Source organism: Labilibacter marinus, assembly GCF_001659685.2.
Classification (GTDB): Bacteria; Bacteroidota; Bacteroidia; order Bacteroidales; family Marinilabiliaceae; genus Saccharicrinis; species Saccharicrinis marinus.
On record NZ_LXYE02000036.1, the window covers coordinates 80,731 to 101,537 of the forward strand.

Here is a 20,807-nt window from a genome sequence, read left to right on the forward strand (position 1 = left end):
GCAGCTAAAAGGTAAGTGTAAATTTAGTTTCTTTATCAGGTTCCGAAAAAGCATTAATAGTACCTCCATGCAAGCGGAGTATTTGTCGTGACAAACTTAATCCTATACCCGATCCTTGTGGCTTGGTAGTAAAGAACGGTATAAATATTCTTTCCAGCACGCTGGGCAATATACCAGGACCATTATCCACCACCTGAATAACAATTCTTCCTCTGGAGTTTAAATAGGCTCTTAACTGAATTCTACCATCTTCTTTTCCTTCAATGGCATGGATGGCATTTTTAATTAGATTAATGATGACCTGTTCAATTAAATGTTCGTCTGCAGATAACTCCAACGATTCTGGTTCAATATTCATCTCGCATTCTATACCCTTTCTACGCATTTCCTCTTCAAAAAGCGACTTTATATTACCTAACAAGTGAGACACCTTAAAAATAGAAAAATTCGGATTTGGAATCTTTGTTAAGTTCCTATATGTATTTACAAAATGTAATAAACCATCGGTGCGCTTATGTATCGTTTTTAAGGCTCCTTCAACTTCATCTAAGGTTTCCAAATCATCCGCATTTGTACCTTGTTCCTTAAGGTTTTCAGTCACATCTTTAATCATCATTGTAACTGTAGATGATAGCGAAGATATTGGCGTAATGGAGTTCATTATTTCGTGCGTTAATACACGAATTAATTTTTGCCACGATTCCATCTCCTTTTCTTCCAACTCTTGCTGAATATTTTTGATAGAAACCAACGTAATGGTGCGGTTGTGGATTTTAAACTCTGTGGCATAAATAATCAATTGTAGTAGATTATCCTTTTCCTGAACCTTTATAAGAGTATTTTCACCATGTTTTATATTAAATAGATGTTCAACCATTTCTTGGCTAAAACCACTCAAAGCCTGTATATTGCTAAGGTTTCGGACTTGAAAAAGTTTTTTGGTTGCATTATTTATCAACTCAACCTTTCCATCTTTTTGGTAGGCAATTAAAGCAATACCAATATGCTGAATTACGGTTTGTAGATAATAGAAATTCTCCTCCTTCTCAGCCCTAACCTCTTGAAAATCTTTAATTACCTCATTAAAAGACTTTTTAAGTTTTTCAAAAGATGAGCCCTCTCCTTCTACCTGAAAAGTTCGGGTAAAATCAGAATATCGAATAGATTCGAGAAAATTATTTAGAATTCTATTGGTTCTATCGATATAACTTATAAACGCAAAAATTTGAATACACACTGCACCCCCCACCAAAAACAAGGTCATGGTGAGATCCGTATTGTAAATCAAATAAAACAATAAAAATATTGTAGCAACCAAGAATAAGGTCCGAATAATAAAGTTGATTCTAAAATTTTTATAAACCATACTTTTCCATTCTTCTATAAAGTGAAGTTCTTGTTAAGCCAAGTTCCGAAGCTGCTTTCGAAATATTACCTCTGTTCATGCGCAACACCTTTTCAATTATTGATTTTTCAACATCTTCAAGATTATACGTTTCCAATTCAAAACCATCTCCAGATACCTTTGGAGCGGTAAGCTGAAAATCTTCCTCCGTTAACATTGGTCCTTCGCTTAAAATAACAGCACGTTCTAATACATGCTGAAATTCACGAACGTTACCAGGCCATTGATAATGCAACAATTTATTTAAGGCTCCTTTGCCAAGCTTAGCCGCCTTTTTATACTTTTTAGAAAAGTTATTTAAAAAGTGGTTGGCTAAAACAGGTACATCCTCAGGTCTATCTCGTAACGGTGGAAGCTCAATTTCAACAGTATTTAGCCTATACAATAAATCCATTCTAAACTCATCCTGACCAGCCATATCCTTTAAGGGCATATTAGTTGCACTAATCAGTCTAATATCAATAGCTTTTGGTTTATTAGCTCCTACACGAGTTACCTCTCTTCGTTCTAAAACGGTTAACAGCTTTGCCTGAAATGGCAAAGACAGGTTTCCAATCTCATCTAAAAATATAGTTCCTTGATTGGCCAGTTCAAAACGTCCTGGTCTGTCCGCTTTTGCATCTGTAAAGGCACCTTTCACATGTCCAAACAATTCACTTTCAAATAAAGTCTCACTTAGCGCTCCTAAATCAACACTTACAAAGGCCTCATTATTCCTAACAGAATTTCTATGGAGCGCTCTAGCCACCAACTCTTTTCCCGTACCGTTCTCTCCCAAAATTAAAACATTAGCATCCGTCTGCGCTACCTTTTTAATGGTACTAAATACTTTTTGCATACCAGGCGAAACACCAATAAAATCAGCAAAAGGCTGATCCATGATACTGTTCATCTCCTGCTGCTTCTCTTTTAAATCATGCACCTCATTGCGCGATTGCCTTAATTTAACTGCAGAGGAAATGGTAGCCAATATTTTTTCGTTCTGCCAAGGTTTTAATATAAAATCAGTAGCTCCAGCTTTTATGGCTCTAACTGATTTTTCAACATCTCCATATGCCGTTATAAACAATACTACTGCCGATGGGTCAATAGCCAAAATTTGCTCTAAGTACTGAAAACCTTCCTGCCCACTAATGGCATCCTTAGTAAAATTCATATCTAAAAGAATAACATCAAAGGTCTCTTTTTTTAAGATATTCTGTAAGTTAGCCGGATTGCTCTCTGTTTTAACAAGCTCTACATGAGACTTAAGAAGTAGTTTTAAGGCAAATAAAATATCCTCGTTATCATCAACAGCTAAAATTCTTCCGTTTTTCTTTGACATGATGTTATATGGTTTTCAGTTGTATTTAAGAAACTGTTTAAATATAAATAGAATTTAACGATAAAATGTCCATATTCGAACGCTTAAATATGATTGCTCATGAATCAAAAAGAATGCCGAATGCCTAATGTATTTGATAATAAGACATTAAGAGCGCTGGCATAATAAATGCTTATTTTAAATTGACAATATGGTAATTGCTAGTATGGCATATTGCCACAGGGGATGATTCAACCAATTGTATAATTGATAGTTATAGTATATTAAGCAGCATTTAAGATGAGAAATACTTCATTATTTCACACTAATTGCTCATCATATTACTGTACGATTTCGAACAAGTACTGTATCGAAACCGTGCATTTTAAATAGATTATTATGTTTCAGGCCATCGAAATATCGAAAACATATCGCAAGGGAGAAATTTCTTCAGTTATATTAAGTAATATAAACTTAGAAATTAATGAGGGAGAATATATTTCTATTTTCGGACCATCTGGTTCTGGTAAAACATCATTACTAAATATTGTAGGGCTTTTGGACAGCCCTGATTCTGGTGAAGTTTTATTTCATGAAAAAAATATACTTTCATTAAATCCAAAAGAAAGATTAAACCTTAGGCGAAAAGAGATTGGTTATATTTTTTCTGATGCTAATTTAATTGAAGAATTAACTGTGGCGGAAAATGTAGAATTACCATTGCTCTATCAAAAAATTAAAAAGAAGGATCGACAGGAGCAAGTGAGCGCTATTTTAGGCGAGATGAATTTGCTGCATAAAAAAAAAGAATACCCTCAAAACTTAACTTCTTTACAACAACAAAAAACGGCTATTGCTCGGGCTTTAGTTATAAACCCTTCATTAATTTTAGCGGACGAACCAACAGGCAACCTTAACTCTACAGAAGGAAACGAAATACTGGACTTACTAAGTAAGATCAACGATAATGGTACTTCTATATTTTTGTTCTCGCATGAAAAAAGAATTGCTGAGAGAGCGCGTAAGACTGTTCAGCTATTTGACGGACATTTATTGTTAGACAGTAGTTTAAAATAAGTATGGAGCAAATTTACACCTATATTAAAGTAGCGCTAAGATCCTTAGTGAAATTTCGCTCCGATGCGATACTTAATGTCATTGGGCTTTCTGTTGGCATAACCATTAGTTTAGTGGTGTTTATGTACGTTAGGTATGAGTTGGGCTACGATAAAAATTACTCTAAAAGCGAAAACACCTATCGCATCATAACCACTGGAAATATAAGTGGCAGTTCATTTAATAGTGCACTAAGTCCTAAACCTTTGGCAGGATTCTTAAAGAATAATTTTCAAGAAGTTGAGGTATCCACAAGGCTTGTAAGAGGCTCAAACAAACTGATTAGTCATGGCGATAAGAAGTTTAATGAAGCTGAATTCTTTTATGCTGATTCATCCTTTTTTAAGGTTTTTGATGTGCCCATCATCCAAGGTAAGCCAATAAACCCACTAGAAAGCGATGAAGATGTAGTGATAACTTCGGTCATCGCAAAAAAGTACTTTGGTGGAGAAGACCCGATTGGAAAAAAAATAGAGTTAGATAATGGCTTATCTTTTTATGTGACGGCAGTATGTGAACCACAAGCTCCAAACTCTCATTTTAATTTTGACTTTGTAGCTTCCGAAAAATCAATAAATAAACTATATATAGAAAAAAAGAATTGGTTAAAAATTGATTGGTATACTTATCTAACTTTAAAACCAAGTGTTTCTTCTGAGCATATTGAAGGCCGCCTAAACCAAGAGCTTAAAAAGAAAATAAAAAACAAAATACAAGACTCACAGGAGAAGAGTGCTGGAAACAACCATAACATAAAGGCACTTTCGTTTCACCTGCAACCTCTCGAAAGTATTCACTTACATTCTCAATTAGATGATGAATTAAAAACCAATTCAAAACATCTTTATGTAAAGATATTCCTTTATCTGGCAATTTTTGTTTTACTCATTACGTGTATAAATTTTATAAATTTAACTACGGCCAGAGCATCATTACGTATTAAGGAAATCGGCGTTCGTAAACTCATCGGAGGTCATCGTAATTCCTTAATGTTGCAATTTTTGGTGGAGGCTATCACTTATAGCTTTGTCGCTCTTTTCATTGGTCTGGTGCTGGTTGAGCTTTTATTACCTGGTTTTAACATCTTATTCGATTTAAACCTGAAATTAAATCGTTCGGAGAGTAGAATTGACTTGCTTTATATACTTGTAGTCACCTTCCTAATTGGTATTATATCTGGTTTATATCCTGCCATAGCTTTCTCTCGTATAAATGAAGTGCAGATTTTTAAAGACGGATTTCAACCTAAAAAGAAAGGCCTTATTATTAGGGGTATTTTGGCTGCGACACAAGTGATGGTGGCAACCTTCTTAATCATATTTACTTTAGGAATGTTATGGCAAATCCAATTCTTAAGAAACAAAGATTTAGGTTTTGATAGCAAAAACATTATTGTAGTTGAAAGAGGCTATTCATTAGAAAAAAAGTTTGGAGAATTTAAGTCCCATATAAAATTAATTCCTGGCGTAGAAAATGTATCTGCATGTTTGGTATTGCCAGGAGAAAAAGCTTCTCAGGAATCCTTTACCTATACAGGAAAAGATGGTGACAAAATGGTTTTAATGCCTTTTAACTACATCGAAAAAGACTTTTTCAAGACACTCGGCTTAAAGCTTGAAGCTGGAGGTATTTGGAATGGCGAGACTAAGAAGTTTTCTCCTGACCTATTAATTAACAGCAGTGCGAAAGAAGAGCTTGGTTTTACTAAGGCTTTGGGCACCGAGCTACAGTTTACCAGCCACAGTAAACAATTAACTATTAAAGGTGTATTTAAGGATTTCCATTTTGAACCGATACAATTTCCTATTCGCCCTCTAATTTTAATGGATATCCCTAAAAATATATATTACAGCAATCTATTAATTAAGATAAATGATGCCGATAAATTCAATAACATAATCGGTCAGGTTCGTGAAGATTGGAGAGCTTATACCAATAACGAACCATTTGAATACAGAATGCTTGAGGATGTATTGGAGAATAATCTACATGAAGAAAATGTAGTTTTTAAAATCATTATGGTTTTTATGGTTTTATCCTTACTGATTGCGTGGTTAGGAATAAGGGCTTTTACAGCATTTGTAGATGAGATGAAACAAAAGGAGTTTATATCGAAGAAAATTATTGGTGCATCTCCAATTCAAATATTTAACGAATTGTTTCTTTCGGTGAGTCAGTATATCCTCCCAGGTATATTATTAGCTATACCAACTGCCTTTAGTATCTTAAGCCTATGGCTCAATGGCTTTGCCTACTACAGTAGGTTCCCTGTTTTATTAATGGTAGCCATTGCTGGAATTGTTTGGGGTTTATCTTTCTTGCTTATTCTTCTTCATTCGGGAAAAAGTATCAGATCTAACCCAACACATATTTCATAAGCTATTTTTTTTAAGCTATTACACTTCATGCTAAATATTTATCTATATAATAAATAGAATTAAATCAGCTGTTTAATTACAAATACATTGCCATATCATTTAAGTAGCGGTTTTTCTAAAAAAAAACAATATATTTGCGCAATTCTAGAGAATAGAATCAAATTTAAACGACAACAAAATAAAATCTTAAGTACAAATGCAAAACAAAGGAGCAATCAGGGTTTTTGCCCTTCTTTTAGCATTGGTTAGTTTTTATCAATTGATATTTACTTATCAAACTAAAGAGGTAGAAAACAAGGCAAAGGAAATTGCATTGGGCGATCCACAAGCAGAAATTAATTATTTGGATTCAATTGCGAATGAACCAGTGTATAATTTCATGTTCGGATTGAGGGAATACACTTATAAAGAGTGTAAAGAGAAAGAAATTAATTTCGGTCTTGACCTTAAGGGTGGTATGAACTTAATCCTAGAGGTTAAAGTTGCTGATATCCTAAAAGCCCTGTCCAACTACAACACGGACCCTACATTCAACGAGGCTTTACAAATAGCTGAACAACAAGAAAAATCAAGTTCTGAAAATTTTATCGATTTATTCTACAAAGCATTTACTGATTTAGATAGCGAAGCTCGTTTAGCCGCTATTTTTAATACTGTTGAGCTAAAAGGAAAAATTGATTACAATACGCCTAACGAAGAAGTATTAAAAGTTATTGATTTAGAAGCCAATAGTGCTATCGATAACGCTTTTAACATTCTACGTACTCGTATTGACCGTTTCGGGGTAACTCAACCAAACATCCAAGATCTTGAGAAAAAAGGACGTGTTTTAGTTGAACTTCCGGGGGTTACAGATCCACAAAGGGTTCGTAAACTATTACAAGGAACGGCAAGTCTTGAATTCTGGGAAACTTATGAGTTTAGCGAATTAGTTCAAAACTTTATTCAAGCTAACCAAAAGGTTGTTGAAATTGAAACAGCTAAATCAGAATTAGCAAAAGCCAATACTGTAGACGAAGCTCCAGTTGCTGCTGAGGTTAAAGAAGAAACAGTTGCTGCTGAAGGTGACCTATTGAGTCAGCTAGAGTCAGATAGCACACAAGTAGATTCTTTAGCAACGCAAGAGTCTATGAAATCTTTATTTTCGGTTTTAAATCCAAGCAGACGTCAACAAGGACCTCTAGTTGGATACTCTTTAGCTAAAGATACTTCTAAAGTAAACAAGTACCTTCAGATGGATCAAGTACGTGCTTTATTTCCAAAGAACGTAAGATTTATGTGGGGTGTTAAGGCACTTCCTCAACAAGAGTTGGAAGATGGCTCAATGAGCAAAGACGAAATTTATGAATTGATTGCTATTAAAGTATCAAGTCACGATGGTCGTCCTCCACTAGAAGGAGATGTTGTAACCAGTGCTCGAGCAGAAACTAGTCAGCGTGGAGATTACGAAATCAGCATGAGTATGAATGCTGAAGGAACTAATATATGGGCTAGATTAACTAAAGCAAATATTGGAAAAAGCGTTGCCATTACATTAGACGGTTATGTATATAGTTATCCAACCGTTAATGTTGAAATTAAAGGTAATAGTTCCATTACAGGTAACTTTACGCCAGAAGAGGCGAAAGATCTTGCAAACATATTGAAGTCAGGTAAACTTCCTGCTCCAGCACGTATTGTTGAGGATACCGTAGTAGGCCCTTCTCTTGGAGAAGAAGCTGTAAACTCTGGTTTATCATCATTTATGTGGGCATTCTTAGTAGTACTTGCGTATATGATTTTCTTCTACGGATTCAAAGCAGGTACTGTATCTGATATCGCACTATTATTAAACATGTTCTTCATTCTTGGAGTACTTGCTTCGTTTGGTGCTGTATTAACTTTACCTGGTATTGCGGGTATCGTGTTAACCATTGGTATGTCGGTAGATGCCAACGTACTTATTTACGAGCGTATTCGTGAAGAAATGGCTGCAGGTAAAGGTGTTCGTTTAGCTATCACTGATGGTTACAAAAATGCGTTCTCTGCAATTATTGACTCCAACGTAACTACATTCTTAACAGGTGTTATCTTATTTGCATTTGGTACTGGTCCAATTAAAGGTTTTGCTACTACATTGATGATTGGTATTGCAACATCTTTCTTTTCAGCCATCTTTATTACACGTTTAACTTTCGACTTCTTATTATCTAAAAAGGTTGAAGTTAAATTTGGAACTAAGTTAACTGAAGGATTCATGAAGAATACTAAAGTTAAATTCTTAGAAAAGAAGAAAATGTTCTTTGTAATTTCTGGGATCGTAATTTTAGCAAGTGTAGTTTCATTATCTACTAATAGCTTAAAGTTTGGTATCGATTTCTCTGGAGGTCGAACTTATGTAGTTCGTTTCGAAGAAAATGTATCTGCATCAAATGTTCAAAAAGCGTTGGCAGATCACTTTGAAGGTGCACAAGTAGAGGTGAAAACATTCGGTGGTGAAAACCAAATTAGAATTGCTACCAACTACATGATCGACGAAAATGGAACTAACGTTGATAACGAAATTGAAGAAAAACTATACGAAGGGTTAAAATCTACTTTAGGAGCTGATGTAACTTTTGATGATTTCATCAACAATTACAGAATGAGTTCTCAGAAAGTAGGGCCAACCATTGCTACAGATATTAAAAAGAATGCCTTCTTATCAATCATATTCTCATTAATCGTCATCTTCCTTTATATCTTAATCCGTTTCCGTAACTGGGAGTATGGTTTAGGAGCATTGGTTGCATTGGTTCATGATGTGGTAGTTGTATTAGGAGTATTCTCCATGTTATATAAATTTGTTCCTTTCAGCCTTGAAATTGACCAAGCATTTATTGCTGCTATTTTAACGGTTATTGGTTATTCTATTAATGATACCGTGGTTGTATTTGACCGTATTAGAGAGTTTTTAGGATTACACCCTAAGCGTAACAGAGTTGAGGTTGTTGATTCTGCATTAAACTCAACGATTAGTCGTACAATCAATACATCGTTAACTACTTTCATTGTATTGTTAGTTATCTTCTTATTCGGAGGTGAAGTAATTCAAGGATTTGTATTTGCATTAATGTTAGGTGTTGTAGTAGGTACATACTCTTCATTATTTATTGCAACTCCAGTTGCCTTTTCGGTAATTGAATCAAGAGAGAAAAAAAACGGAAAAACTAAGAAATAAGCTTCCGTAATCATATTATACTTGCACCCTTTAAACCTTTGTGTTTAAAGGGTGTTTTGTTTTTATTATCTTTGAACAAATTAAATTTGTTTTCATAATGTATTTAGGATTATTTTCATTTGGAGGTGGAGAAATATTCATCGTATTAATAGCTGTTTTATTGCTTTTTGGAGCCAATAAAATACCTGAACTAGCACGTATGCTTGGTAAAGGAATGAACGAATTTAAACGAGCTACAGATGATATTAAACGCGAGTTTAAAGAAGGAACGGATGAATTTAAGAAGGACCTCGACGATAGTAAAAAGGAAATAGATAGTCACATTCACGATATTACCGATACAGTTACGGAAGAGGACGATTACGACCCATACATGGGTCTTGAAGAAGATGAGGATGATGAACTGTACGAAGCACCTGCTGAGGATGAAGAATCTACAGAGCCAGAAAAAAAGGAAACTGAACCTGAAAATCTAGCACAGCCTCGTCCTAAAAAAAACAAATCTTCTGAAGAAGAAAGCAATTAGAACATTGAATTAAATGGGAGTTTTAATGGTAATTGCAGGCTTTGTCCTGCTTTTTTTTAGTGGTGATTGGCTCGTTAAATCCAGCGTTCAAATTGCTCGATATTTAAAAATATCAACCTTAGTTGTAGGGATAACCGTTGTAGCTTTCGGAACATCAGCTCCTGAATTACTCGTTAGTTTAAAGGCTGTTTTTGATGGCGTTCCTGATATCTCAGTGGGTAATGTGGTAGGTTCAAATATCGCCAATATTGCTTTAGTACTTGGAACTGTAGCAATTATCTTACCCGTTAGAGTCAGCAGAAAAAGCTCTGTCTTTTTTGATTGGACTATTATGATGGGAGCCTCACTTCTATTCTTATTATTCGTTCAAAACAAAGTCATTGAATTATACGAAGGTGTAATCTTCATTATCCTTATTGTCATCTATCTGGTATTCTCGGTTTACAAATCGCGCAAACAGATGGGCAAATCAGGTGAGATTATACTAAAACCAACTATGAAGATATCTTCGGCCATTGGCCTATTGGTCCTTGCCGCTGTAGGCCTTTATTTTGGTTCTAAGCTTTTGGTAGATGGCGTTGTGATTGTGGCCAAAGGGTTCGATATCAGCGACCGTGTTATTGGTATTTCGGTAGTTGCATTCGGAACCAGTGTACCCGAATTAGCTACATCTATAATGGCAGCCGTAAAAAAAGAAACATCCATCTCCATTGGAAATATTATAGGCTCCAATATATTTAACCTCATGGCCATTTTAGGAATAACATCTGTTTTAAAACCTATCAATGTATCGCAGGAACTAATATCGGTAGATATTTGGTGGATGATTGGAGTTGCCGTGCTACTTATCCTTACGCTATTGCCCTTAAAAAGGAGTGTTATAACACGATGGGAAGGACTTTTATTAGTGGGCACATACTTATTATACATGGTTTTACTTTTTACTTAATTCTAAACATATGATTTCAGCAAGAGGCATTGAAAAACAGTTTGGTGATTTAAAAGTTCTAAAAGGAATTGATTTAGATATTAATGCAGGGGAAGTGGTTTCAATTGTAGGACCAAGTGGAGCGGGAAAAACTACGCTTTTGCAAATACTAGGCACCTTAGATAAGCCTAATGTAGGCGAAGTAAATATAAACAACACAAATATTCAAGGACTCTCGGAGAAAGAACTAGCCAAATTCAGAAATGAAAACATTGGTTTTGTATTTCAATTTCATCAACTGTTACCTGAATTTAATGCGGTAGAAAACATTATCCTACCCGCCCTTATTGCTGGAAAAAATAAAGCTAAAAGTGAAGATAAAGCCCGTCACCTTTTATCCTTTTTAAATTTAAAGGATAGAGAAACGCATAAGCCAGCAGAGTTAAGTGGTGGAGAAAAACAACGTGTAGCCATAGCTCGTGCACTCATTAACGATCCTGCGGTGGTTTTTGCTGACGAACCCACAGGCAGCTTAGATTCTCAAAACCAAGAAGAACTACATAAACTATTTTTTCAGTTAAGAGATGAGTTTAAACAAACCTTTGTGATTGTAACACACGATTTACATTTGGCACATTTAAGTGATAGAGAGATAAAAATGAAAGATGGATTTGTGCAATAACTCCTATGGACATAACAGAAATAAAATCCTTTTTAGATGAAAAGGTACTTCAATATAACGAACCCACTTTTATAGAGTCCGACCCAATTTCATTACCTAAACTATTTTCGAAAAAAGAAGATATAGAAATAGCTGGTTTTATAGCAGCAACTATTTCGTGGGGACAACGCAAGGCCATTATTAAAGCAGGCCATAATATACTTTCGTGGATGAATCACGAGCCATATGAGTTTGTGATGAATGGCGATATGGATAGTTTACCAGATGTTTCCGTTTATCGTACTTTTAATGGGGTTGATTTGCGATACTTTATATTAGCATTACGAAATATATATCGTAATCACGGTGGTTTGGAGAAGGTTTTTACCGATGGCTACACAGCTAACAAAAGCCTGAAAGAATCAATCGCTCACTTTCGTGAAATATTTACCTCTTTCCAAGAACCAGAGAGATCTGCCAAGCATATAGCTAATGTGGTGAAAGGCTCATCTGCCAAACGGATTTGCATGTATTTACGATGGATGGTGAGAGAAGACAACATGAAAGTAGATTTTGGGCTTTGGAAAAACATCAACTCGGCCGATTTAATGTTACCGTTGGATGTTCACACAGGTAATGTAGGTAGAAAACTAGGCATCTTAACCCGTAAACAAAGTGATTGGAAAGCAGTGGAAGAAATCACTGCCAACCTAAGGAAATGTGATTCTTCTGATCCGATAAAATACGATTATGCCTTATTTGGCTTAGGTGTTTTCGAAAAATTTTAATCATGGCTAACAACTATTTTAAATTCAAACAATTTATCGTTCAGCAAGATTTAGCTGCCATGAAAGTGGGGACTGATGGTGTGTTGATTGGCGCATGGGCTTCGGCAGATAAAGCATGCAATATTTTGGATATTGGAACAGGCACTGGTTTAATTGCCTTAATGATGGCTCAAAAAAATGCAGAAGCTAAAATTGATGCCATCGAAATTGATGAGAAAGCATGCGAACAGGCCAAAATAAACTTTATAGGTTCGCCTTGGAGCCAACGTTTAAACATCATTGAATCTAGCCTGCAGGCATTCAAAAGCAATTACAAATACGACTTAATCATAAGTAATCCGCCTTATTTTAATAATTCGCTTAAAAACGATTGTAAGCAAAGGCAAACGGCACGGCACACCGACAGTTTAACTTTTAGCGATTTACTCGAAGGTGTTCATCGTCTTTTAAATAAAGAAGGAAGATTTTGTGTAGTTCTTCCTACAGATGAAAAAGAAAACTTTGTGGAAATAGCTCAAGCCCATAACCTTTTTCTGAATAAGTTGTTGGACATGTACCCTACCCCAACTAAACCTTCCAAGCGAGTATTGATGGAATTTTCATTTCAACAAAAAGAGCTCGAAGAAGAAGGTATGATTCTTGAGGAGTTCGGCAGACATCTATATTCAGATAAATTCAAACAATTAACAGGAGACTTTTATTTAGGCTTTAAGTCGAAACCAGAAGATGCTTAAGTATTTTAACAAATCGTTTTACCAAGAATACGGACCACATTATTGGCCCAATTTAAAACTTGCATTACCTGTAGTTTTATCACAAGCGGGTCAAATGGTAGTAGGCTTAGCGGATACGCTTATGGTAGGACAATTAGGTGCTACCGAACTAGCAGCAGTATCGTTTGCCAATAGCATTTTTATTATTGGCTTGGTAGTTAATATTGGGCTTTCCATCGCTATTACACCTTTGGTTGGTAAAGCTCACGGCGCTCGCCAGCCTAAAAAATGTGCCTATTGGTTAAAACAGGGATTCTTAGCCAACTTAATGTTTGCCATAACACAAATACTGGTTATGTATGGTGTATCTTTTGCCATGCCTCATATGGGGCAAGAAGCAGCTGTGGTGCAAGCAGCCATTCCGTACTATCTAATACTGGTATCTTCGATATTGCCTTTTAGCATTTTTATGGTACTAAAGCAGTTTGCCGAAGGCATTGCCAATACTCGTATTGCCATGGTAATTACTTTAGTGGCCAACACGGTTAACATCTTACTTAATTACCTGTTAATATTCGGAAAATTTGGAGCTCCTGAACTAGGCATTAATGGGGCTGGCTGGGCTACCTTAGTTTCTCGCATTATTATGCCTATCATATTTCTATTTGCTTTTAGTAGACTTTCCTTTTTTAAGCAATATAAAGAAGCCTTCCTAAAGGCTAAAATCAATATAAAAGAGGTTTTTGAAGTGATAAAAGTAGGTGTTCCTATTGGAGGACAAATGGTGATTGAAGTTTTTGCTTTTAGCATGGGTGCCATCATGATGGGATGGATTAACCAGGAATCTATGGCGGCTCACCAAATTGTAATATCCATGGCCAGTATTACCTATATGATGTCTGTGGGTTTATCCTCGGCAGCAACCATAAAGGTGAGCAACTACCTAGGCTCTAACGAGTGGAACAACCTAAAACTATCGGCGTACGCCATCATTCATAAAGTCATTGTATTTATGGCCTGTAGTGCTATCTTATTTATTTCTCTTAGAAATATATTACCTGCCTTATTTGTGGATGATATTACCGTCATAGGAATTGCATCTACACTAATGATAGTGGCTGGTATATTTCAAATTTTTGATGGATTGCAAGCAGCTTGGCTTGGCGCTTTGCGAGGACTAGAAGATGTTAAGGCTCCTACGGTTATTACATTTATTACTTGGATATTACTGGCGCTACCTGTTTCATACATTTGTGCCTTCACATTAAAAATGGGAGCTATTGGAATTTGGATGGGATATTTAACAGGATTAATACTAGCTAGTGTTTCCTTACAAATTCGGTTCTCCAATATCTACAAAAAACTACTCAACAAAAAATCGAACAAGTATGAAAATTGACTTTATAGCAAGTGCCAAAGAAATTACAGAAGAACGAGTTAAAGGAAAAACAGTTGTTGTTATTGATGTTTTAAGAGCTACCTCGGTTATGACAACTGCGCTGGCCAACGGAGCTCAACAAATCATCCCTGTATTATCTCCTGAAGAAGCTTTTAACATCCAACATAAAATGGGAAAAGAAAAGGTGATTTTAGGTGGAGAACGTGACGCTATTCCTATTCAAGGATTTGATTATGGCAATTCTCCTTTTTCATACACGCCTGATGTCATCAAAAATAAAACTTTGGTGATTACAACTACCAACGGAACAAGAGCCATACTTCATTCCAAAACAGCCAAACGATTATTAATCGCTTCCTTTTTAAACGACCAAGCTATTATTGGTGCCATTAAAGATGATGCAGATATTGTTTTTGTAGCTTCGGGATCAAACGACTTGTTTACTTTAGAGGACTCTTTATGCGCTGGCAAACTTGCTTTTGAACTAGCACAATCACATCAAGCAGACTTAAGCGATGCTGCCGTTGCTATGTGTAGCTTATATGAACAACATCAGACAAACCTTATTGCAATAGCAAGCAAAGGCAAACACTATCAACGTCTTGAAAAATTAGGAAACATAGATGATTTAGAATTTTGTTTTAAATCCGATGTATATGATGTAATTCCTCATTACAATAAAGAAGGCGTAATTGTAATTGAAAAGTAAATTTTAGTTGCGCTAATTACAACTATCCTGTGGATTCTTATCTTTAATAAAACGATTGGTAACGATATAAATGGAGAGTCCTAATAATTCAACCAAGCCTGCCAATAAAAAATGCATGTTGGTTATTCTATTCAGGGTGGTATAAAAAATTAACAGAACACCTCCCGCTACAATCAATAACAAACCAATATATTTCAAAAAACATCTCATATATATCATTTATCTCGACCTGTCTTTACCAATTTTCAGGCCAAATACTTACATCATCCTCACGTTCTATAAAACTAAAATTAAACCTATCTGTCAAAGCATTTAATATAGGCTCATATATCTCTTTATAAAACGGACGTATAACCCCTTTATGGGCTATTCTTTTTTCAAGGAATAATTCTACAGCTAAAGCTGCAGGATAAGAAACCGTTCTGGCTATGGCAGTATTCTCATTATCTGCACCCAACATATTTAATGCGCCCGTCAATACTTTTTTTGTTCCATCAGGCAAAGCATACATTAGATGATGGTTCAATAATACCAAGTCTTTATCGGACGGTAGCATCTTCATCTTACCAATCATTTTGTTGGTAAGTACAGTAAGCGGATTTTCATAAAAAGTACTAAAATGGTTATTGGAGAAAAGCCCGATCCATTCCATGGCCATGATAGAATTAGAATGCGTCTCTACCTTTAGTTTTTCTGCAAAAGCATCCCTTAAATTTTCTGCCCCATTCAGTTTATTCAAATACGAAGTCAGCTGGGCGTAGGTCGTAATATTCTCAGGAAATGGTTCCTCCGATAAATAACCCGTTTTTATTAAGGTATCCAAAATCTCGCACCAGCCTTTGTATCTTAAAGTTCCTCTAAAAAATGTCTTTACCTCAGGCACATCATATAACTCAATATACTTGATAGAATCTCTATTGGCATAAGCCTGCAAATCCCCTATCCCATCAATATTTAAATCGAAAGTATTTTTCATTAAATCCCCCCTGCCATGCTCACAAAGCTTACCGTCTTTTAGGTAATGTGCGTTGGACATGCTGGCTTTCATAACGCCAAACGGACTCCACGAAAACTTATATCTAAAAGGATTATCCAAGGATTCGGGTGAAGGTAAAGCACCGCAGACTGAAATAAACTTTTCTACTTTTCCTCCTTGTGCACGTACCGAATCAATCATTTTTGAAGCCCACATATGGTCAATACCAGGATCCAGTCCCATCTCGTTTAAAATGGTAATATTGCTTTTACAAGCCTCCGAGTGCAAAGCATCCATTTCTGGCTGTTGATACGAAGTGGTAATGAGGTTTTTTCTGCATTTAATGCAAGCCTTACAAACAATCACATGTAAATGATAAGGCAACAAACTAACCACAATATCACTCGACATTATCAATGAGTTTAATCTATTTAAATCATTGGAATGCCATTCGACAGACTCTCCCAGTGGATTATTCTCTATAATAAGTTCGGCTTGGTAAGCATACTCAGAAGCCACTGTTACATGGTACTTTCTACTTAAAAAATACCTGACCATTGGAGCAGCTACTTTTCCTGCACCTAGAATTAATATTTGAGGAGAATCTTTCATCAGATTATAAGATACAACGCATTCTTAACAAAATCAACCTAACTAAGCATAATTAGTGAGGAATAACTATACTTTGCCAAGTAGCAAGGACTTTTACTTTTTTACGACAGTCAAAAAAAAATAAAGTAGACCCCAAGTTACCTTACTGATATCGGTATGTAACCAGAATCTTTGTATAGAAGAACAACTATTTTGCTAAGCACACAGAGAAAACTTAAAATATTTGTCAAATCCCATTGCATAATAATCATGCTAAATTTATTAACAAGACTAATAATTCTATATTTGCACGATTAAACTATAGTCTGTTAAAAAGGCATCTATTTTAGAAGTCTTACAAACAGGTCAATATATCGAAAAACTACTTTTCTGTGGCTAAAAAAGAAGGAAAAAAAGCGGTTCAAACACCGTTAATGAAGCAGTATTATTCAATAAAAGATAAACATCCTGATGCTATATTACTTTTTAGGGTGGGTGATTTTTACGAAACATTTTCGGATGATGCGATTAAAGCCGCCGAGATACTTGGAATTACCTTAACCAAACGTGCCAATGGTGCCGCTTCATTTGTTGAACTTGCAGGTTTTCCTCATCATGCTTTAGATACTTATCTGCCCAAATTGGTTAGAGCGGGCCAACGCGTTGCTGTATGCGATCAATTGGAAGACCCCAAAATGACCAAGACCATTGTTAAACGGGGCGTTACGGAACTAGTAACTCCTGGAGTAGCCATTAGCGACAATGTATTAGAGCACAGAGAAAATAACTTTTTAGCCAGCGTTCATTTAGATAAAAAACTAGCTGGTGTCGCATTTTTAGATATTTCTACCGGTGAGTTTATTACTGCTGAAGGTAGTTTTGAGTATATCGATAAACTTTTAAATAGCTTTAAACCAAAGGAAGTATTATTTGAAAAAAGTAAGCGCTCCTTATTCATCGAAAACTTTGGCGACAAATTTTACACCTACGGATTAGAGGATTGGGTTTTTACCGAAGATTCTGCACACGATAGATTATTAAAACACTTTGAAACCAAATCTCTGAAAGGATATGGGGTTCACAATTTAAAATATGGAATTGTTGCTGCTGGTGCGATAATGCATTATCTCGACCTTACACAGCACAACAAGGTTCAGCACATCACTGGTCTATCCAGAATTGAAGAGGACAAATATGTTTGGTTAGATAAATTCACCATTCGAAATCTGGAGTTATACGGTACGGTGAACGAAGGTGGTAATTCGCTGGTTTCTGTCATCGACAAAACCATCTCGCCAATGGGAAGTAGGTTACTAAAACGATGGGTAGCTCTCCCTTTAAAGGAAGTCAAGTTGATTGAAGATAGATTAACTGCGGTAGAATATTTTTTTAAGGCTCCTGAGTTTAAAGAGCAGTTAGAAGAATACCTTCGCCCTGTGGGTGATTTAGAACGATTGGTTTCTAAAGTAGCTGTAGGACGCATCTCGCCCAGAGAAGTAGTACAAGTTAAGCAAGCCTTAAAAGCCATTGAGCCCATTAAAAAAGGTTGTGAAGAAAGTCAGAATACCACGCTTAATCGTATTGGTGAGCAGCTGAATCCCTGTGTCTCGATACGAGAAAGAATTGAAAATGAAATTGCGACTGACCCGCCTGCTCAAATAAACAAAGGTAATGTGATGAGCGAAGGGATAAATGAGGAGTTGGACGATCTTAGAAAAATTGCTTTCTCGGGTAAGGATTACTTAAATAATCTGGTTAAAAGAGAAATTGAAAGAACAGGTATATCTTCGCTTAAGATAAGCTTTAATAATGTATTTGGATATTATATAGAAGTACGAAATACACATAAAGATAAAGTACCTGAAGAGTGGATTAGGAAACAGACTTTGGTAAATGCAGAACGATATATTACCGAAGAGCTAAAAGAATACGAAGCTAAAATTTTAGGTGCGGAAGAAAAGATTCTGAGTTTAGAAACTCGATTATTTAACGACTTAGTCATCAGCTTAGGAGAATATTTGGCTGCCATCCAACTCGATGCCAACTTACTGGCTAATCTGGATTGCTTGCTTTCATTTGCTTCGGTGGCTAAAGAAAATAAATATGTACGCCCTGTTATTGAAGACAATGACATTATCGATATTAAAAGTGGCCGCCATCCTGTTATAGAAAAGCAGTTACCTGCGGATGAAGAATATGTTCCGAATGATGTTTATTTAGATAGCGAGAAACAACAAATAATTATCATTACTGGACCAAATATGGCTGGTAAATCGGCATTATTACGTCAAACAGCTTTGATTGTACTACTAGGCCAAATTGGTTGTTTTGTACCTGCCGAATCAGCTAAAATTGGGGTTGTAGATAAAATATTTACCCGCGTTGGCGCTTCTGATAATATTTCTGCTGGAGAATCAACCTTTATGGTGGAAATGAACGAAGCGGCGAGTATCTTAAATAACATCTCGCCCCGAAGCTTGATACTATTTGATGAGTTAGGTCGTGGAACTAGTACCTATGATGGTATTTCTATCGCCTGGAGTATTGTGGAACACATCCATGAAAATAAACGCGCCAAGGCCAAAACATTATTTGCCACCCATTATCACGAATTAAACGAAATGGAGCGCTCCTTTGATCGATGTAAGAACTATAACGTATCGGTTAAAGAAGTGGCTAATAAGGTCATCTTTTTGCGCAAATTAGTACGAGGAGGTAGCGAACATAGCTTTGGTATTCATGTGGCTCGTATGGCAGGAATGCCCAAAAGTGTAGTCAATAGAGCCAACGAAATATTAGAAGAGTTGGAAGGCACCAAACGAAAAGGCAGCCTATCTAAACCAGTAAATGACCTGGGGCAGCATCGCGAGGGTTATCAAATGAGCTTTTTTCAACTGGATGACCCCGTACTAAAACAAATTCGTGATGAAATTGCCAGTACGGACATTAACAACTTAACGCCTGTTGAGGCATTGAATAAGCTCAACGAAATAAAAAAGTTTGCCGGCATACAGTAGGCTTATTTATTGAGGTTCAATCATAAATAAACAGGCAAAGAAAAAAGTTCATTCAAATCGAAAATAAAGTTTGTAAATAAATAAATATACTCTATATTTGCATCCGCAATCACGAAAAAGTGTTTCTTATAAAGATGAGCAAACACGTGGTCTGCAAGAGATTGAATTGCGAAAATAGCTCAGTTGGTAGAGCACGACCTTGCCAAGGTCGGGGTCGCGGGTTCGAGTCCCGTTTTTCGCTCCAAGGATGCTCGAGTGGTGGAATTGGTAGACACGCAAGACTTAAAATCTTGTGTCCATCTGGACGTGCGGGTTCAAGTCCCGCCTCGAGTACCAAGTAAAGCGCTCTTCTTAATTGAAGAGCGCTTTTTAATTGAAATAAAACAGGTTAGCTTTTAATGAAAAGCATATGACCAGCAAAATATTGATTACGCGAAAATAGCTCAGTTGGTAGAGCACGACCTTGCCAAGGTCGGGGTCGCGGGTTCGAGTCCCGTTTTTCGCTCCAAGGATGCTCGAGTGGTGGAATTGGTAGACACGCAAGACTTAAAATCTTGTGTCCATCTGGACGTGCGGGTTCAAGTCCCGCCTCGAGTACTCATAAAGCTCTCTTCTTAATTGAAGGGAGCTTTTTTTATGCCTTTTTTTTAGGAAAATAGGGGGATTAAATCTTGAGTTATATTATTCCGACGCAAATAAGATTACCATAGATAAACGAATGCGTGATGCGTCGGATTGAGGATTAATTAATTACCTAGGGCGGCACTACGTTTACCCTAGGCTAATATCTTTAGCACCGTTGGCGCTTTATCCACATCCTGCCCATCAAGCCCCAAAGTGGGCGATACATATTAGCCCAGGGCAAGTGAAACGGCGCCCTGGGTATATGAGCAAAATAATCCCGACGCACCACATACCATATTTAATATACCAATTGTATTTGCGTCGGAAATTATACATCCAAAATCGGCTATAAACACAAAGGCTTTAGCTCCCATTGAGCAAGGATTAACATCACACACTCTCTCCTATAGCCCTACCATTGGCTATTGCTATTAGCACTTCGGACTATGATGTAAATTGATTCTCCTCCTTTCC

General features: G+C 36.3%; 15 protein-coding genes and 4 tRNA genes. 15 read left to right on the plus strand and 4 right to left on the minus strand.

Annotated elements, in window-relative coordinates; translation table 11 throughout:
* Positions 1–4: 4 nt before the first annotated feature.
* Positions 5–1,264, minus strand: coding sequence for a sensor histidine kinase (locus A8L32_RS15380; RefSeq protein WP_233145492.1), 1,260 nt, complete (start codon positions 1,262–1,264; stop codon positions 5–7).
* A 91-nt stretch (positions 1,265–1,355) separates the two neighbouring features.
* The gene (locus A8L32_RS15385) at positions 1,356–2,729 is read right to left on the minus strand and encodes a sigma-54-dependent transcriptional regulator (protein ID WP_066631690.1); all 1,374 of its coding nucleotides are present in this window, start codon (positions 2,727–2,729) and stop codon (positions 1,356–1,358) included.
* A 378-nt stretch (positions 2,730–3,107) separates the two neighbouring features.
* Between A8L32_RS15385 and A8L32_RS15390 the strand changes: the two genes are divergently transcribed.
* The 10 genes from A8L32_RS15390 to A8L32_RS15435 all read left to right on the plus strand — a co-directional run bounded on the left by A8L32_RS15390 (position 3,108) and on the right by A8L32_RS15435 (position 15,125).
* Positions 3,108–3,785 carry an ABC transporter ATP-binding protein gene (locus A8L32_RS15390; RefSeq protein WP_066631691.1) on the plus strand — a complete coding sequence of 226 codons (678 nt, stop codon included), beginning with the start codon at positions 3,108–3,110 and terminating at the stop codon, positions 3,783–3,785.
* 2 nt (positions 3,786–3,787) lie between these two features.
* On the plus strand, positions 3,788–6,202 hold the full coding sequence (locus A8L32_RS15395; protein ID WP_066631692.1) for an ABC transporter permease: 2,415 nt from the start codon (positions 3,788–3,790) through the stop codon (positions 6,200–6,202).
* Positions 6,203–6,398: 196 nt separating this feature from the next.
* Positions 6,399–9,401, plus strand: a complete 3,003-nt coding sequence (secDF, locus tag A8L32_RS15400; protein WP_066631694.1) for a protein translocase subunit SecDF — start codon at positions 6,399–6,401, stop codon at positions 9,399–9,401.
* 97 nt (positions 9,402–9,498) lie between these two features.
* A complete protein-coding gene (locus A8L32_RS15405) occupies positions 9,499–9,927 on the plus strand; it encodes a Sec-independent protein translocase subunit TatA/TatB (RefSeq protein WP_066631695.1) in 429 nt (142 codons plus the stop codon).
* 13 nt (positions 9,928–9,940) lie between these two features.
* Positions 9,941–10,876: a calcium/sodium antiporter gene (locus A8L32_RS15410; RefSeq protein WP_066631697.1), complete on the plus strand. Its 936-nt coding sequence runs from the start codon at positions 9,941–9,943 to the stop codon at positions 10,874–10,876.
* 10 nt (positions 10,877–10,886) lie between these two features.
* Positions 10,887–11,537 (plus strand): ABC transporter ATP-binding protein, encoded by a 651-nt coding sequence (locus tag A8L32_RS15415; RefSeq protein WP_066631699.1) that lies wholly within the window; start codon positions 10,887–10,889, stop codon positions 11,535–11,537.
* Between the two features lie 5 nt (positions 11,538–11,542).
* Complete coding sequence (locus tag A8L32_RS15420) at positions 11,543–12,304, plus strand: TIGR02757 family protein (RefSeq protein WP_066631701.1); 762 nt, start codon at positions 11,543–11,545, stop codon at positions 12,302–12,304.
* 2 nt (positions 12,305–12,306) lie between these two features.
* Complete coding sequence (locus A8L32_RS15425; RefSeq protein WP_066631703.1) at positions 12,307–13,038, plus strand: tRNA1(Val) (adenine(37)-N6)-methyltransferase; 732 nt, start codon at positions 12,307–12,309, stop codon at positions 13,036–13,038.
* Positions 13,031–14,416, plus strand: a complete 1,386-nt coding sequence (locus A8L32_RS15430) for an MATE family efflux transporter (RefSeq protein WP_066631705.1) — start codon at positions 13,031–13,033, stop codon at positions 14,414–14,416. Before A8L32_RS15425 ends, A8L32_RS15430 begins: the two co-directional genes overlap by 8 nt.
* Positions 14,406–15,125 carry a 2-phosphosulfolactate phosphatase gene (locus A8L32_RS15435; protein WP_066631707.1) on the plus strand — a complete coding sequence of 240 codons (720 nt, stop codon included), beginning with the start codon at positions 14,406–14,408 and terminating at the stop codon, positions 15,123–15,125. The genes A8L32_RS15430 and A8L32_RS15435 overlap by 11 nt, the downstream gene beginning before the upstream one ends.
* 12 nt (positions 15,126–15,137) lie before the next feature.
* Here the strand turns inward: A8L32_RS15435 and A8L32_RS15440 are convergent, their stop codons facing one another.
* Positions 15,138–15,335 carry a hypothetical protein gene (locus A8L32_RS15440; protein ID WP_075590931.1) on the minus strand — a complete coding sequence of 66 codons (198 nt, stop codon included), beginning with the start codon at positions 15,333–15,335 and terminating at the stop codon, positions 15,138–15,140.
* 25 nt (positions 15,336–15,360) lie between these two features.
* Positions 15,361–16,713, minus strand: a complete 1,353-nt coding sequence (locus A8L32_RS15445; protein WP_066631711.1) for a saccharopine dehydrogenase C-terminal domain-containing protein — start codon at positions 16,711–16,713, stop codon at positions 15,361–15,363.
* A gap of 371 nt (positions 16,714–17,084) precedes the next feature.
* Between A8L32_RS15445 and mutS the strand changes: the two genes are divergently transcribed.
* The 5 genes from mutS (at position 17,085) to A8L32_RS15470 (ending at position 20,306) form a co-directional block, all read left to right on the plus strand.
* Positions 17,085–19,709 carry a DNA mismatch repair protein MutS gene (gene mutS, locus A8L32_RS15450; protein ID WP_071797479.1) on the plus strand — a complete coding sequence of 875 codons (2,625 nt, stop codon included), beginning with the start codon at positions 17,085–17,087 and terminating at the stop codon, positions 19,707–19,709.
* 168 nt (positions 19,710–19,877) lie between these two features.
* Positions 19,878–19,953 (plus strand) — tRNA-Gly (locus tag A8L32_RS15455).
* Between the two features lie 5 nt (positions 19,954–19,958).
* A tRNA-Leu gene (locus A8L32_RS15460) sits at positions 19,959–20,045 on the plus strand.
* Between the two features lie 96 nt (positions 20,046–20,141).
* Positions 20,142–20,217 (plus strand) — tRNA-Gly (locus A8L32_RS15465).
* 5 nt (positions 20,218–20,222) lie between these two features.
* A tRNA-Leu gene (locus A8L32_RS15470) sits at positions 20,223–20,306 on the plus strand.
* The last annotated feature ends 501 nt before the right edge of the window (positions 20,307–20,807 follow it).